At 57.9% G+C, this 12,848-nt stretch carries 18 protein-coding genes; 13 read left to right on the top strand and 5 right to left on the bottom strand.

From position 1 onward, the window contains the following. Positions 1–116 precede the first annotated feature (116 nt). Both BQ7486_RS02685 and gpmA read right to left on the bottom strand, forming a co-directional pair. Positions 117–1,400, bottom strand: coding sequence for a murein hydrolase activator EnvC family protein (locus tag BQ7486_RS02685; RefSeq protein WP_084765592.1), 1,284 nt, complete (start codon positions 1,398–1,400; stop codon positions 117–119). 61 nt (positions 1,401–1,461) lie between these two features. After that, positions 1,462–2,208 (bottom strand): 2,3-diphosphoglycerate-dependent phosphoglycerate mutase, encoded by a 747-nt coding sequence (gene gpmA / locus BQ7486_RS02680; RefSeq protein ID WP_074008868.1) that lies wholly within the window; start codon positions 2,206–2,208, stop codon positions 1,462–1,464. Between the two features lie 134 nt (positions 2,209–2,342). On the opposite strand from gpmA, the gene BQ7486_RS02675 reads away from it, so the two are divergent. The 7 genes from BQ7486_RS02675 (at position 2,343) to BQ7486_RS02645 (ending at position 7,087) form a co-directional block, all read left to right on the top strand. Then, a complete protein-coding gene (locus tag BQ7486_RS02675) occupies positions 2,343–2,747 on the top strand; it encodes a rhodanese-like domain-containing protein (RefSeq protein WP_074008867.1) in 405 nt (134 codons plus the stop codon). A 96-nt stretch (positions 2,748–2,843) separates the two neighbouring features. Then, complete coding sequence (gene secB / locus BQ7486_RS02670; RefSeq protein WP_022372795.1) at positions 2,844–3,386, top strand: protein-export chaperone SecB; 543 nt, start codon at positions 2,844–2,846, stop codon at positions 3,384–3,386. A gap of 75 nt (positions 3,387–3,461) precedes the next feature. Continuing rightward, a complete protein-coding gene (locus BQ7486_RS02665) occupies positions 3,462–4,142 on the top strand; it encodes a response regulator (protein WP_074008866.1) in 681 nt (226 codons plus the stop codon). A gap of 93 nt (positions 4,143–4,235) precedes the next feature. Then, on the top strand, positions 4,236–4,745 hold the full coding sequence (locus BQ7486_RS02660; RefSeq protein WP_074008865.1) for a hypothetical protein: 510 nt from the start codon (positions 4,236–4,238) through the stop codon (positions 4,743–4,745). Between the two features lie 123 nt (positions 4,746–4,868). Continuing rightward, on the top strand, positions 4,869–5,873 hold the full coding sequence (locus tag BQ7486_RS02655; protein WP_074008864.1) for a DUF7146 domain-containing protein: 1,005 nt from the start codon (positions 4,869–4,871) through the stop codon (positions 5,871–5,873). Positions 5,874–6,020: 147 nt separating this feature from the next. After that, the gene (locus tag BQ7486_RS02650) at positions 6,021–6,824 is read left to right on the top strand and encodes a hypothetical protein (protein ID WP_235836714.1); all 804 of its coding nucleotides are present in this window, start codon (positions 6,021–6,023) and stop codon (positions 6,822–6,824) included. A gap of 14 nt (positions 6,825–6,838) precedes the next feature. Beyond that, entirely contained in the window at positions 6,839–7,087 is a 249-nt protein-coding gene (locus tag BQ7486_RS02645; RefSeq protein WP_074008863.1) for a hypothetical protein, read from the top strand. Positions 7,088–7,149: 62 nt separating this feature from the next. Here the strand turns inward: BQ7486_RS02645 and BQ7486_RS02640 are convergent, their stop codons facing one another. The 3 genes from BQ7486_RS02640 to BQ7486_RS02630 are packed head-to-tail and all read right to left on the bottom strand — an operon-like array spanning position 7,150 to position 8,543. Then, complete coding sequence (locus tag BQ7486_RS02640) at positions 7,150–7,596, bottom strand: DUF2721 domain-containing protein (protein WP_022372790.1); 447 nt, start codon at positions 7,594–7,596, stop codon at positions 7,150–7,152. 13 nt (positions 7,597–7,609) lie between these two features. Then, complete coding sequence (locus BQ7486_RS02635) at positions 7,610–8,038, bottom strand: DUF2721 domain-containing protein (RefSeq protein WP_074008862.1); 429 nt, start codon at positions 8,036–8,038, stop codon at positions 7,610–7,612. Positions 8,039–8,045: 7 nt separating this feature from the next. Further along, entirely contained in the window at positions 8,046–8,543 is a 498-nt protein-coding gene (locus BQ7486_RS02630; RefSeq protein ID WP_022372788.1) for a YbaK/EbsC family protein, read from the bottom strand. Positions 8,544–8,692: 149 nt separating this feature from the next. On the opposite strand from BQ7486_RS02630, the gene BQ7486_RS02625 reads away from it, so the two are divergent. The 6 genes from BQ7486_RS02625 (at position 8,693) to mlaD (ending at position 12,843) form a co-directional block, all read left to right on the top strand. Then, the gene (locus BQ7486_RS02625; RefSeq protein WP_143183010.1) at positions 8,693–9,274 is read left to right on the top strand and encodes a YqgE/AlgH family protein; all 582 of its coding nucleotides are present in this window, start codon (positions 8,693–8,695) and stop codon (positions 9,272–9,274) included. Between the two features lie 41 nt (positions 9,275–9,315). Then, on the top strand, positions 9,316–9,732 hold the full coding sequence (ruvX, locus tag BQ7486_RS02620) for a Holliday junction resolvase RuvX (protein ID WP_022372787.1): 417 nt from the start codon (positions 9,316–9,318) through the stop codon (positions 9,730–9,732). Positions 9,733–9,736: 4 nt separating this feature from the next. Continuing rightward, entirely contained in the window at positions 9,737–10,579 is an 843-nt protein-coding gene (locus tag BQ7486_RS02615) for a lysophospholipid acyltransferase family protein (protein WP_074008859.1), read from the top strand. A 162-nt stretch (positions 10,580–10,741) separates the two neighbouring features. Then, positions 10,742–11,551, top strand: a complete 810-nt coding sequence (locus BQ7486_RS02610) for an ABC transporter ATP-binding protein (RefSeq protein ID WP_074008858.1) — start codon at positions 10,742–10,744, stop codon at positions 11,549–11,551. Next, positions 11,548–12,342, top strand: a complete 795-nt coding sequence (gene mlaE, locus BQ7486_RS02605) for a lipid asymmetry maintenance ABC transporter permease subunit MlaE (RefSeq protein ID WP_022372784.1) — start codon at positions 11,548–11,550, stop codon at positions 12,340–12,342. Before BQ7486_RS02610 ends, mlaE begins: the two co-directional genes overlap by 4 nt. Positions 12,343–12,366: 24 nt before the next feature. Further along, entirely contained in the window at positions 12,367–12,843 is a 477-nt protein-coding gene (mlaD, locus tag BQ7486_RS02600; protein WP_074008857.1) for an outer membrane lipid asymmetry maintenance protein MlaD, read from the top strand. The last annotated feature ends 5 nt before the right edge of the window (positions 12,844–12,848 follow it).

Here is a 12,848-nt window from a genome sequence, read left to right as displayed (position 1 = left end):
GTTTTTTATGTTTGTTGAGGGTACGCCGGTTGAGCACCGGAAATTTTGCCGCAGCAAAGCGCAGTAAAAGCGGTGCACACGTATACCAAAGACGTCAAGAATACCGAAGCGCGGGCTTACCGGGCAAGCCATCGGCTCGGGTCAAAGGGTTTTCCTTTGTAACGGAGTTCAAAGTATAGGCCGGGCTCGTCTTCGCCTCCGGAGCTACCGACGCTCGCAATGGTTTCGCCCTGGCGCACCTTGTCGCCCACAGACTTATAAAGCGACTCGTTGTTGGCGTAGACGGAAAGGTAGTTGGAGCCGTGATCGAGAATGAGGAGGTTGCCGAAGCCGCGCATCCAGTCGCTGAAGACAACGGTGCCCGGGGCCGTGGCCACCACGCTTTGCCCCGGTTTTGCGCGGATTAAAAGACCCCGCCAGGGAAGGCTTGCCGCAGCGCCCGCGCGTTTCTGGCCGAAGCGCGCCGCAACCGTGCCTCGCGTGGGCATGAGAAGTTTCCCGCGAAGTGACCTGAAATTAAGCGACGGTGAGGCAATTGCAGGGGGCTCGGTGCGGGCCGTGGCTTTTTGTTCGCGGCGGCGCTTTTCCGCCTCTTTTTTAAGCGCAAGCTGCCGGGCGGCTTCCTTTTTGGCGGCCTCGGCAATGCGCTTGTCGATCCCTGCGATGAGGTTACTGAGTTCGCGGTCGTTTTTGACGAGCTGCTCGTAGCGGGCCCGCTGGCTGTCCAGCGCTTTTTTGAGGTCGGTTAACGCCGTCTCGCGGCTTTTTTTCTCACGCTCAAGCTGCCGGCGGTTATCCTGCTCGGCTTTTTCGATTTTGGCGAGTTCCGTGCGTTTGGCGTTGGTTTTGCGCGTCACCTCGGCAATGTTTTTCTGCCGGTTTTCCAGGCGGTCAATCGTGCGGTCCTGTTCGCGCGCCATGTATCGGAGCATCCCGGTCATGCGGGAGATGTCGTTGGGGTTGCCGCCCATCAAAACTGTCTGCCAGGGATGCCGTAGCGTGTTCATGTACTGCGCCCGGCTGATCAAAGCGACCGTCCCCTCGGCGTCCTTAACGTGTTCGCCGACGATCGCGGCTTCTCGCCTTAAGTCGGAGAGCTGGTTTTCAACGCCTTTTTTCTGTTCGCTCAACTCTTTAAGGGTCCGGCTGCTGCGGCTGATCGCCTGTTCGCTTTTTCTGAGATCGGTGTTGATCGCGTCAAGCCGCGCTTCCTTGCGGTTGATGTCGCGGCGGATGTCGGAAATCTGCCCCTTAAGGGAGTCGCGCTCACGGGTGAGTGTTTTGCGGTCTGCGTCGGGCGATGGTTTGCTCCAGGCAGGCAACACCGCTGATGCCGCGCCCAAAAGGGCGGCACACACGGCAAGCGGGCCCAACACCCGCGGGATAAAGCGCTGCTGCATGGCAGAAATAATCCGGCCGGCCCGGTAAACCTCCGGCGGGCCGGTTTTTCTCCGATCGGGCTTACTTTGCCTTACCCTGGGCGGCGACGGCAGCCACCGCCGCCGCAATCTCCTCGGCGTTACCGAGGTAGTAGTGGCGGATCGGGTTCATCGCATCGTCAAACTCGTAGACGAGGGGCTGCGCCGTGGGGATATTAAGCGAGACGATGTCATCATCGCTCACCTTATCAATATGCTTGATGAGCGCACGCAGGGAATTGCCGTGAGCGGCAATGATGACGCGCTGACCCGAGGCAACCGTGGGCTTAATCACTTCTTCCCAGTAGGGAACGACGCGGGCGACCGTGTCTTTGAGGCATTCGGTTGCGGGAATGAGTTTCGGATCGACGTCAGCATACCGGGGATCTGTGAGCGCACTGCGGGGATCCCCCTCGGGCAGCGGATTGGGGGCCGTGGCGTAGGCACGGCGCCAGATAAGCACCTGCTTTTCCCCGTACTTGGCGGCGGTTTCGGCTTTGTTTAACCCCTGCAGCGCCCCGTAGTGGCGTTCGTTTAAGCGCCAGGAGTTTTTCACCGGGATCCACATTTCGTCCAGTGTGTCAAGCGTAATCCAGAGCGTGCGGATCGCGCGCTTTAAGACGCTCGTAAAGGCAATATCAAACCCGTAGCCTTCGCTTTTGAGAAGTTCGCCCGCTTTTTTGGCTTCGGCGCGGCCCTGTTCGGTGAGGTCCACATCGGTCCAGCCGGTAAAGCGGTTTTCAAGGTTCCACTGACTTTGTCCGTGGCGCATCAGAACGAGTTTATGCATGGTATTGACTGCCCTAGATCAGGAAAAAAGAAGCCTATTCCGTCATTCTATAATGACGGACTGCGCCCTTTCCAAAAAGACTGTGCTGATGCAGTCGGCGAAAGGATTTTTCCTTTAAGTGAAAGTAGTCAATCGTGAACGCCTTTTTGCTGGACAATATTCTGCTGATTGCCATTATCTGCGTGTGCGTGGTTTCGCTTGCGTGGCCTTACGTTGCCAAGCGCCGCTGGGGGCCGGAAGTCGACAACCGCTCAGCCACCGAACTCATCAACCATAAAAACGCCCAGATTGTGGATCTCAGAGACCCGGCGGACTTTAAAAAGGAATGCATCGCCCGCTCGGTTAATATTCCCGCCGACCGTATTCAGAACGAACTCGGTAAGCTCGATAAGACGCGCCCGGTGCTTCTCGTCGATGACGACGGCCGGCGCTCCCGGATGGCTTCGCCCCTTTTAAGAGGCACGGGCTTTAAGGAAGTCTTTATTCTCGCGGGCGGCTTAAACGCCTGGCGTACCGCTAAGCTTCCCTTCTCGCGCTGATTTTTTCCCCCGGTTTTTCGGCGTCTGCCGGCTGCTTCGGATAAAGCCGGCAGACCGTTTGTTTTCAGTCCGAATTTTTTTTGACAGAGTTTATCCATGGCCGAAGAAAACACCACCAACAATGCCCAGCCTGCCAACGAAGAAGCGGCGCAGCAGCCCAGCTTCCAGCTCGTGCGCTGCTATTTAAAGGACGCCTCGCTTGAAATGCCGCACGCCCCGGAGATTTTCCTCACGGCGCCCGCCGAGCAGCCCAATGTGGACATTCAGTTTGAGGTCTCTCAGCGCCGGCTTCCGATGGAAGGCGCCTGGGAAGTGGTTGTGCGCGGCACGATCACCGTGACCGTGAAGGATCAGACGATGTTCCTCGTGGAAGGCAAGCAGGCCGGTATCTTTGATATCCGCAACATTCCCGACGAAGCCGTGGCGCACCTCACCAACGTCATGTGTCCGACGATCGTTTACCCCTATCTGCGTGCTAACCTCGCCGACATCGTGACCCGTACAGGACTGCCCCCGGTGCATCTGCCGGAAGTGAACTTTGAAGCGCTTTATCAGCAGCGTCTCGCACAGGCGCAGGCCAAGGCCCAGGAAAGCGGTGCGGCCCCGGCTGCTGCCGATGAAGGCGCCGCGCACGCGTAAAACACATTTAACCGTCAGAGACTGTGCAGCTGTTTCTGTTTGCGCAGTTTTTGAGGACTTTTGGGAGTCAAAAGCATGGAAGCCGCCGATAACACTGAGGCAGTCAAAAAAATCCGGATTGCGCTCATTGACGATCACACGCTTTTCCGCAGCGGTCTGAAGGCGCTTCTGACGCGTCAGAACGACTTTGAGATCGTGGGCGAAGCCGCCGATGGTCTTGAGGGCGTCAAGCTCGTGGAGCAGGTTAAGCCCGACTTGGTTCTGCTTGACCTTGATATGCCCACCATGAACGGGCATGAGGCGCTTGAGCAGATTCTGGAAGCCGATCCCAACATGGCAGTGCTGATGCTCACCGTGAGCGAAGACGGTGATGATCTGGCCGAATGCATGCGGCTTGGTGCCCGCGGTTATCTTTTAAAGAAGATTGACGCGGACTTTCTGCTGCAGAGCGTGCGCCACGCCGTGGCGGGTGACTCGGTCATTTCTCCAGAGATGACCAGTAAGCTCGTAATGAAACTGCGGCGCGACTCTTACCTCGCGGCCCCGGCTCCTGACGTGGAGTCGCTTACGCCCCGTGAACGTCAGATTTTGGCGTGGCTGGCCCGCGGCGTTTCCAATAAGGAAATCGCCCGTGCGCTTGACCTCGCGGAATCCACCGTGAAGGTGCATGTGCAGAGCGTGTTGCGTAAGCTCAACATCAAGAGCCGTGTGCAGGCGGCCGTCTTTGCCGTGGAACACCACCTCGACAAACTCTGAAACGACTTTTGGCGGTCTGTTTTTGTGCGCCCCCGTGCGGCCTTCCTACAATCGAAGGCGTACGGGGTTTTCTTTGCCCGTTGAGGTTGCGTTATGAAGGGTGGTTTTCGTCTTTTCTGTGCGGCCGCGGCCGCGGTGGTTTTTCTTGCCGGGTGCGCTCATCCGCAGTTAATCGATATGGGTGAGTCCTCAGCGGTTGTGGCGCAGGAGCTCGGAGAGCCCATGGCCAAAACACCGATGCCTGACGGCACGGAACGCTGGACCTATTCCATGCAGCCTTTCGGCCAGGAAGTCTGGTGGCTTTTCATGGATAAGACCGGACGCGTCGTTGGGCGTGAGCAGGGGCTGCAGGAAAAATATTTTCCGCTCATCAAAATCGGCGAATCCACCGAAGCCGATGTCTGGAAACTTTGGGGACGGTGCGCGCAGAAGTACGAGTTTCACCTGGTGAACGAACACGCCTGGATGTACCGCTTTAAGGATCACGGCGGATTTGATATGGCCGTGTGGCCGCAGTTTGACACCAAGGGGATCGTGAGAAGCCTTGATGTGACCACGGACCCCTGGAAGGACCGTGATTCCGACTGGATGGCCTTCCCGTAACCGTCATGCATTGCCTCCGCATGAAGCCGGCTTGACAGCCGGCTGAAAATCCCCCACGATTAAAACTGAATCCGCGGGGGATTTTCGTTTTTGGCCGGCCTTTTTTGCATAAGGAGGCTCATCATGCAGAGCACGGTACTGTCGGAGCGCTTTGAGAGGGCCCGGCGTGCGGCGCAGGGGCGTTGGCGCGAAATCTTTATTGCCTGCGGCATTGACGAAGCGTTTTTATCGCGCCGGGCGGGGCCGTGCCCCAACTGCGGCGGCCGCGACCGGTTTATTTTTGACGACAAGTTCGGCGCCGGCAACTTCTTCTGCCGCGGCTGCGGCCCCGGAGACGGGTTTGAACTTATAGCGCGCGTTAACGGCATTTCGCGCACGGCGGCTTTGGCACAAGTGGAATCTTTCTGCGGGATTGACGTCCCGGTCGAGCCCGTAAAGTCCGTGAGAGAAGCGCAGGAAGATGCCTCTTTACCGGTCGCCTTTCATCTGAAACTCTGGGCGCAGGCGCGTCCCGTGGCGCCCGCTGATCCCGTATGGAAGTACCTTGTAAACCGCGGACTTGACCCGGCAAACGCCGGGAGCGAAATCCGCTGCCACCCCGCGCTTTTTGTGAGCGACAGTGAGGAAGAGACTGAGACCGTTTTCCCGGCGATGCTCTCCCGCGTGACGGACGCCGAAGGCATCGTGACGGCACTGCACCGAACCTATCTCACCGAGGAGGGCATGAAGGCCCCGATTGAGTCGCCCAAACGCGTGACGCCCGGAAAAATCCGGGGCGCCGCCGTTGAACTCGGTAACCCCGGAGCTGTGCTCGGGGTCGCGGAGGGCGTTGAAACGGCACTGGCCGCCTCTGCGCTTTTCGGCTTTCCCGTCTGGGCGGCGCTCGGAGCCTCAAATCTTGCCGCTTTTGAGGCGGTGCCCGCGGGCGTGAAAAAAGTGGTGGTCTTTTCCGATAACGATGCCAATTTCGCTGGACAGGCGGCGGCCTTCGAGCTTGCAAGGCGCCTGAGTCTTTCCGGACTCACCGTTGAAGTGAAGGTGCCGGACGCCGTGGGAGAGGACTGGCTTGATGTGCTCAACAGCAAAAACCGCGGGTCAAAACCGGGCTTTAATGCAAATTCCGTGTAAACGGCGGGTCTTTTTTGTGTGCTTTCGACAACGAACGGCAGAAAAACGGGGGGTTGGTTTGGCTTTTCCGTCAATGGCTTGACTATGATGGGAGCGGTGTGTGTTGATACAACTCTCATGTGTGGATCAGGCAAGGAGGCAGAATCGATGTTCAAGGCTATTCTCAATTTCATCCGGAAGCTCTACGAACCAAAGCCCGGCCATTGCCCCAAGGCAATCGACTATGAGTGGACCAATCAGGAAGGCACCGACGTCCGGCGTCATGAGCCGAGCCGCACGGGGGGAGATCCGGTTGATACGCTTGAAGCCGCTGTGAAGGCCCCGAAGGATTCCGGCGAACCGCGCCTTGTGCCCGATAAGCGCCATATGCGCACGAAGCCCGCTGAAGCCGCCAAGGACGCTGAGTCCGGAGAGGGAAAAAAGCCGGCCGCGAAAAAGGCGGCCGCCAAGAAACCCGTTGTGAAAAAGACGGCGGCTAAAAAGCCGGCAGCCAAAAAGCCCGCCGCCCGCAAGACGACCAAGACAGCCAAGACGGCCGAACCGGAAAAGGTAACGGCCGCGGCGCCGGAAGAGAAGGCGGAGGCTAAGCCTGCCGCCAAACCCGCTGCACGCAAACCCCGGACGGCTAAAACCAAGGCTGAAACAGCCGCAGCTGCCGCGAAAAAGCCCCGTGCAACCGCAAAAAAGACCGTGAAGGCGGAGGCTGAGAAACCGGCTGCTGCGCCCGCTGCGGAAACTGCAGCTGAAACGAAGGTGCCCGCGAAGAAAACGACAGCTAAAAAGCCCGCGGCCCGCAAGACAACGGTCAGGAAAGCGGCAGCGGCCAAACCCGCCGCCGAAAAGTCCGTGAAAAAGACGGCGCCCGCCGAAAAGCCCGCTGAGACCGTTAAGAGCGCGCCTGCTGCAGAGGTGAAGGCCCCTGAAGCAGCGCCTCAGGCAAAGGCTTCTTAAGGATTGCTCCGGCGATGGCAGGACGTCCGAAGCGGGTGATTTATCCCGCCGGTGCCCAGGCCGCAAGCACTGAGCGCCTTGCGGCCGCAGCCCTTAAGACCGCGGCTGCGGCCGAACTTGTGGCGGCAAGTTCCGTGAAGGAAATCGTCGCGCGGCTCAAAGACCGCTATCCCGAGATTGCTGCGGTGAAGCGCAAAACCGCCATGGTGCAGTTTCTGCGGCAAAACGAAGAGGCGCTTAAAGCCTTGGCTGAGGAAAGCTGAAGGCAACAAAAAAATGCCGGGCTCCGACAAAAGAGTTCCGGCATTTTTTTTGTGCAGTGCGTTTAGCCGTGCGTGTTGTCCGTGTGGTGTACGCTCATCCCCAGAGCCCGCACCGAAATTGAGACCTCCAGGGCAAAGGTAAAGGCCGCGAGAACAATAAGCCCCACGGAGATTAAAAGCAGAATGCTTTTGACGATCTCAAGCGGCACGTTAAACATCGATTCCACGACGCTGGAAAGCACCAGAAGACCGGAAAACGTCGCCGAAAGCGTCACCAGAAGAATCGCCTTTTTCAGCAGCGTCGCGCGCCGGAAAATAAGTTCGATCTCTTCATCAAGCTCGGGGTTTTCGTAGCCTGCGAGATCCTTGGCCTGAAGCAGTTCTCTTACGCGGCCTGTGGTGTGCTCATAGCGCCCCGACATCGTCATCAGCAGAAACCCCGCGCCCGAAATGAGCGTAATGGGGGTGAGCGACGTGCTTAAAACGTAGGCAAAGTCAATGTATTCCATTTTTCTTTCCCCGTCAGTGATGCACGCTCATGCCGAGCGCTTTAAGCGAGATGTTGACTTCAAACGAAAAGAAAATCGTTGAAATCACGATAAGACCCACAGCGCCCAAAAGAAGAATGCCTTTGAGGGTTTCAAGGGGCGTGCCGAACATCGCTTCAACAACGCTTGCCAACACGAGAAGCCCCGAGCAGGCCGCTGAGAGCACCACAAGCAGAATCGCTTTTTTCAGAAGTGCCGCACGCATGAAGATGAGTTCAATGGCGTGATTGAGCTTCGGATCGTTGTTGCCGATCAGGTTGCGTGTGCGCAGCAGCTGCCGTACGCGCCCGGTGGTGTGCGCGTACCGGGCCGACATGGTAAGAAGCAGTAGACCCACGCCCGAAATGAGCGTAATGGGTGTGAGCGCAGCACTTAAAACCTGCGCAAAATCAATATGGTTCATTTTTTTATCAGTTTTCAGCGGATTTCAGAAAATCGATTTCCTTCGGGTGCACGATGCGGTGAAAGTCTTCGGTATTGATGATGATTGAGGTGTCGCGCGAGCCCGCGTTAAAGGCGAGTTTCTCATAGCGCGTAAAAAGCGTGGGGTCTGCGATGTTAAGAAGCTTCTCGTGAAAGGAGACGGGCGGGACGGCTCCGAAGATGCAGCCCGTGAGGTCCATGACTTCCGAGGCGCTGCACAGTCCGCAGCGCGTGCCGCCGAAAGCGTGCGCAATCTTTACGAGATCGGCCTGGCAGTCTGCGGGGAGCACCGCAAGGACGTACTGCTTGACGCCGTTACCCTTCACCATGCACACGAGGGCCTTGGCGCCCTGACCGAGCTCGGTGCCGCGAAGTTCAGCCACCGACGCACTTGAGCGTTCACCTGCGGGGTGGTGCATGACGCGGTAGCGGGCTTTGCCTTCATCAAAAAGTGTGCAGAGTTTTTCAAGAACCTGTTCAACCATGGCGTTTTCCGGATCCGCTTTACGCGGAAAAGAAAACCGGCGGATAGTTTCTTCGCCGGTCTTGATATATTTATTCTCGTCCGCATATGGGAGGTGTGAACCCGTATGGCGGGCTAGGAGCGTATTTTAGTCCCTGGAGGCATTGAATCGTGACAGAAAAAACATTGGCCGGACGCTTTCTGGTGGCCACCCCCTCCATGAAGGATCCGTTCTTTTCCAAAACCGTGATTCTGCTTGTGGGGCATAACGCTGGGACCGGGGCTTTGGGCTTGGTGCTTAACCGTGAGTCGTCGGTGACGATGGAGGAAGCCTGCCGGCAACTTGGGTTTGAATGCACGGCTGATCCCTCGGCCCGCCTGGGCTGGGGCGGGCCGGTTGCCAATACCCGGGGCTTTATCGTGCATGCGCCGGCCGCTGACGGTGAGCCCCTGATTTTCACGGACGGGGAACTTGCGCTCGGGGCTTCGGCCAATCTGTTAAAGGCCATTGCCGAAGGTAAGGGCCCCGCAAAGTCCTACATCGTTTTGGGTTGCGCCGGTTGGGAACCCGGGCAGCTCGAAGGGGAGATCGAAAGCGGCGCCTGGCTGATTGCGCCCGCGGACAACCGGATTGTCTTTGATATGCCTGTTGAGGAGCGCTATGAGGCGGCCCTCGCGGCCGTCGGAGACGAGCCGCCTGAGCCCACCGACACCCCCTCGGTTTTCCGGATGCCGGGCCCGGGGCACGCGTAAAATGCGCCCGACGTACTAAAACAACAGCAGGGATGACGGGCATGGTGCCGCAGGGAACCGTTTTGGGCTTTGATTTCGGTGTTAAGCGCATCGGCGTGGCGCTCGGAAACACACTCACGGCCTCAGCGCACGCTCACTGCGTGATCGACGGCACCACAAAACGCCGGTGGGACGCCATTGAAAAGCTCATCGGTGAGTGGCAGCCGCTGGTTTTGGTCTGCGGTATTCCGCGGCACCCCGACGGCGCGGCGCACGAAGTGACCGTGCGGGCTTCGCGCTTTGCCAGGCAGCTCGCAGGGCGCTTTCATCTGCCCGTTTTCACGGTGGATGAGCGCTACTCGTCGGTTGAAGCCGAACGGGACAATCCCGGGGCCGAGGTGATTGACGATGCCGCGGCCGCCGTTATCCTGCAGCAATGGTTTGATGAAGGGTGCCCCGAGCGGCATCCGGAGGTTTAAAGCAATGCGTATCGGTGCCTGTGCCCGTTTTCTCTCGGTGTTTGTCTACACCGTCTGCTGCCTTTTTCTGATTGCGTTTGTTTTTCCGCGGTCAACGGATGAGAAAAAGGGGCGCATTATCCGGCGCTGGGCCGGAAAACTTCCCCGCTGGCTCGGCATTCGCGTTGAAGTGGAGGGCAGAATTGCCGAAGAAGCAGTGCACGACTGCGGCATTACACCCGGGGCGATGGGGCGGCTGGTCGTCTCCAACCACGTGTCGTTTCTGGATATCTTTTCCCTGGACAGCGTTGTGCCCTCGGCTTTTGTTGCCAAGGCTGAAATTGCCAAGTGGCCGGTCTTCGGCGGTATCGCCAAGGCCGTGAACACAATCTTTATTGAGCGCGGCAACCGCAAGGCTTTGCTCGGAATCGGCTCCAACATGCAAAAGGCCCTGGAAGAAGGCAAAACCCTTCTGATGTTTCCGGAAGGCACAACCTCTGACGGTACGGGCCTTTTAAAGCTTCATGCCAATTTGTTTGATGCGGCCGCCAAAACCGGTGCCGAAGTGATTCCGGTGGTGCTGCGCTACAAAAGCCGCGGCGAAATTACAACAGCGCCCGCCTACGTCGGTAAGGTCGGACTTTTTGAGTGCCTCTGGAAGGTTGTGAATACGCCGGATCTGACAATTCTGATCAAAATCGGCGAACCCATCCGGCCGATGGCCGGTGAAGACCGTCACAGCCTGTGCCGCCGCGCCAGTGCCGTGATGAGCGCGGCGATCGGCGTGGCCGATCCCCTCGCGGTAAAAGCTGAAGCTGTGCTGCAGCCTGAGGCCATAAAGGCGCCATTGAAAGAGCCGGCACTCTGACGGAGTCGGGTGCAAAAACGGGCGGCCTCTTAAGGCGGGCTCAAAAATTGTTGCAGTTTCAGCGGGCTTTGCGGTATGCAGCCGTAAGCCTGACGTGCCATAATCGAATGAACCATGCTGAACATCCGTTCAGCTTTTTATTCTCACAGACGCATTAATACGATGTCCCTGACGGATCCTTATCTTCAGATCGACGATGTGACCTTCGGTTACTCAAGCCGCGTTATTTTGGATGACGTGAGCCTGAGTTTCGGCCGCGGGCAGGTCGTGGCGATCATGGGCGGCTCGGGCATGGGTAAGACGACGCTCTTAAAGCTCATCGGCGGACTGTTAAAGCCGCAGAAAGGCCGCATTATTCTAGACGGTGAGACGCTTGACGCCGCGGATCAGAAAGAGCTTTACCGGCTCAGGCGCAAGATGGGGATGCTTTTTCAGTTCGGTGCGCTTTTTACCGATCTCTCCGTTTTTGACAATGTCGCCTTCCCTTTGAGGGAGCAGACGGATCTGGATGAAGAAACAATCCGGGATCTGGTGCTCATGAAGCTTGATGCCGTAGGGTTAAGAGGCGCCGCCGCTCTGATGCCTTCGGCAATCTCGGGCGGCATGGCGCGGCGCGTGGCGCTCGCGCGCGCGATTGCCCTGGACCCGGCCCTCATCATGTATGACGAACCCTTTGCGGGGCTTGATCCCATTTCGATGGGCATTACCGCGCAGTTGATCCGCAGGCTTACCGATGCCTTAAACGCCTCAAGCCTTATCGTGACGCACGACGTTGCGGAAACCTTTGCGATTGCCGACTACGTTTACATGATTAACGCGGGCCGCATTGCTGCGGAAGGCACACCCGAGGTGCTTTCGGCTTCCAAGGATCCCTATGTGCGGCAGTTTCTGGACGGAGCCCCGGACGGTCCCGTGCGTTTTCATTATCCGGCAGCCGACCGTGCGGCGGATTTTTCAGTGAGGCCCTTATGAGTCAGTGGCTTTATCAGGTGATTGCCGCGCTCGGGCACTACGTCATCAGTCAGGTCAGAGGCATCGGCAAGCTCGCGCTTTTTTCCTGGCAGGTTTTCCTGCGTCTGGGTGCGGGGTTTTCGCGCTTCGGGCTGGTTGTCCAGCAGATTCACTTTATCGGGAACTATTCCCTGGTGATCATTTCGGTTTCGGGGCTTTTTGTGGGCTTTGTGCTGGGGCTGCAGGGCTACTACATTTTGGTGCGCTACGGCAGCGAACAGGCGCTGGGCGTTCTGGTTGCCGTGTCACTGCTGCGTGAACTCGGCCCGGTGGTGACGGCACTTTTGTTTGCGGGCCGCGCCGGCACCTCGCTTACCGCTGAAATCGGTTTGATGCGCGCGGGCGAACAGCTTGCCGCCATGGAAATGATGGGGGTGGATCCCCTGCGGCGCATCATTGTGCCGCGCTTTTTGGGGGCCGTCATTTCAATGCCGGTTCTGGCAATTATTTTCTCCGCCATCGGCATCATCGGTTCGTGGTTTGTGGGCGTGCAGTTAATCGGCACGGATAACGGCGCCTTCTGGTCGCAGATGCAAAACGGCGTGGACCTTTACATTGACGTTGTAAACAGCGTCATCAAGTCCTTTGTGTTCGGCGTGATTGTAGGGCTGGTGGCTCTTTTTCAGGGTTACAGCTCGCGCCCGACCCCTGACGGCGTTTCGCGCGCCACGACCCGTACGGTTGTGATCAGTTCGCTTTTGGTGCTGGGCGTTGACTTCATGATGACCGCCCTCATGTTTTCCGGAATTTAACTTTTTTGAGTTGACAGACAGACTATGGAACGCAGAAGCATGGAATTTATGGTCGGCCTTTTCGTTCTGGCCGGCTTTGTCGCTTTGCTTTTTGTCTCACTGCAGGCGGCTAACCTCGGAAACTTCTCCTTCAGTGCCAAAACCTACGAAGTGACGGCAAACTTCGACAACATCGGCGGACTCAAAGCCCGTGCGCCGGTCAAAAGCGCCGGCGTTGTTGTGGGGCGCGTGAGGGACATCACCTTTGACCAGTCGACTTTTCAGGCCACGGTGAAGATGGACCTTGACAGCGGCTACAAGTTCCCGGCCGACACCTCCGCAAAGATTCTCACCTCGGGCCTGCTGGGCGAGCAGTACATCGGGCTGCAGGCCGGGGGCGACGACGGTGATCTCAAAGAGGGCAGCAAAATCGAACAGACACAGTCGGCGCTCGTATTGGAAAACCTGATCAGTCAGTTCCTTTTCCAGATGGCTGAAAAGGGCGGCGACGACAAAAAATAAAACGC

It is taken from the genome of Duodenibacillus massiliensis (assembly GCF_900128485.1).
In the GTDB taxonomy this organism is placed as follows: domain Bacteria; phylum Pseudomonadota; class Gammaproteobacteria; order Burkholderiales; family Burkholderiaceae_F; genus Duodenibacillus; species Duodenibacillus massiliensis.
Note: the sequence above shows the minus strand (reverse complement) of the source record. Positions and strands in the feature narration are given on the sequence as shown.

Coding starts and splice junctions, on each gene's coding strand:
- BQ7486_RS02655 (WP_074008864.1), top strand. CDS start 4,869: ATGCAGAGCACGGTACTGTCGGAGCGCTTTGAGAGGGCCCGGCGTGCG.
- secB (WP_022372795.1), top strand. CDS start 2,844: ATGGCCGAAGAAAACACCACCAACAATGCCCAGCCTGCCAACGAAGAA.
- BQ7486_RS02635 (WP_074008862.1), bottom strand. CDS start 8,038: ATGAACCATATTGATTTTGCGCAGGTTTTAAGTGCTGCGCTCACACCC.
- BQ7486_RS02610 (WP_074008858.1), top strand. CDS start 10,742: ATGTCCCTGACGGATCCTTATCTTCAGATCGACGATGTGACCTTCGGT.
- ruvX (WP_022372787.1), top strand. CDS start 9,316: ATGGTGCCGCAGGGAACCGTTTTGGGCTTTGATTTCGGTGTTAAGCGC.
- BQ7486_RS02640 (WP_022372790.1), bottom strand. CDS start 7,596: ATGGAATACATTGACTTTGCCTACGTTTTAAGCACGTCGCTCACCCCC.
- BQ7486_RS02685 (WP_084765592.1), bottom strand. CDS start 1,400: ATGCAGCAGCGCTTTATCCCGCGGGTGTTGGGCCCGCTTGCCGTGTGT.
- BQ7486_RS02650 (WP_235836714.1), top strand. CDS start 6,021: ATGTTCAAGGCTATTCTCAATTTCATCCGGAAGCTCTACGAACCAAAG.
- BQ7486_RS02665 (WP_074008866.1), top strand. CDS start 3,462: ATGGAAGCCGCCGATAACACTGAGGCAGTCAAAAAAATCCGGATTGCG.
- mlaD (WP_074008857.1), top strand. CDS start 12,367: ATGGAACGCAGAAGCATGGAATTTATGGTCGGCCTTTTCGTTCTGGCC.
- gpmA (WP_074008868.1), bottom strand. CDS start 2,208: ATGCATAAACTCGTTCTGATGCGCCACGGACAAAGTCAGTGGAACCTT.
- BQ7486_RS02660 (WP_074008865.1), top strand. CDS start 4,236: ATGAAGGGTGGTTTTCGTCTTTTCTGTGCGGCCGCGGCCGCGGTGGTT.
- BQ7486_RS02615 (WP_074008859.1), top strand. CDS start 9,737: ATGCGTATCGGTGCCTGTGCCCGTTTTCTCTCGGTGTTTGTCTACACC.
- BQ7486_RS02645 (WP_074008863.1), top strand. CDS start 6,839: ATGGCAGGACGTCCGAAGCGGGTGATTTATCCCGCCGGTGCCCAGGCC.
- BQ7486_RS02630 (WP_022372788.1), bottom strand. CDS start 8,543: ATGGTTGAACAGGTTCTTGAAAAACTCTGCACACTTTTTGATGAAGGC.
- mlaE (WP_022372784.1), top strand. CDS start 11,548: ATGAGTCAGTGGCTTTATCAGGTGATTGCCGCGCTCGGGCACTACGTC.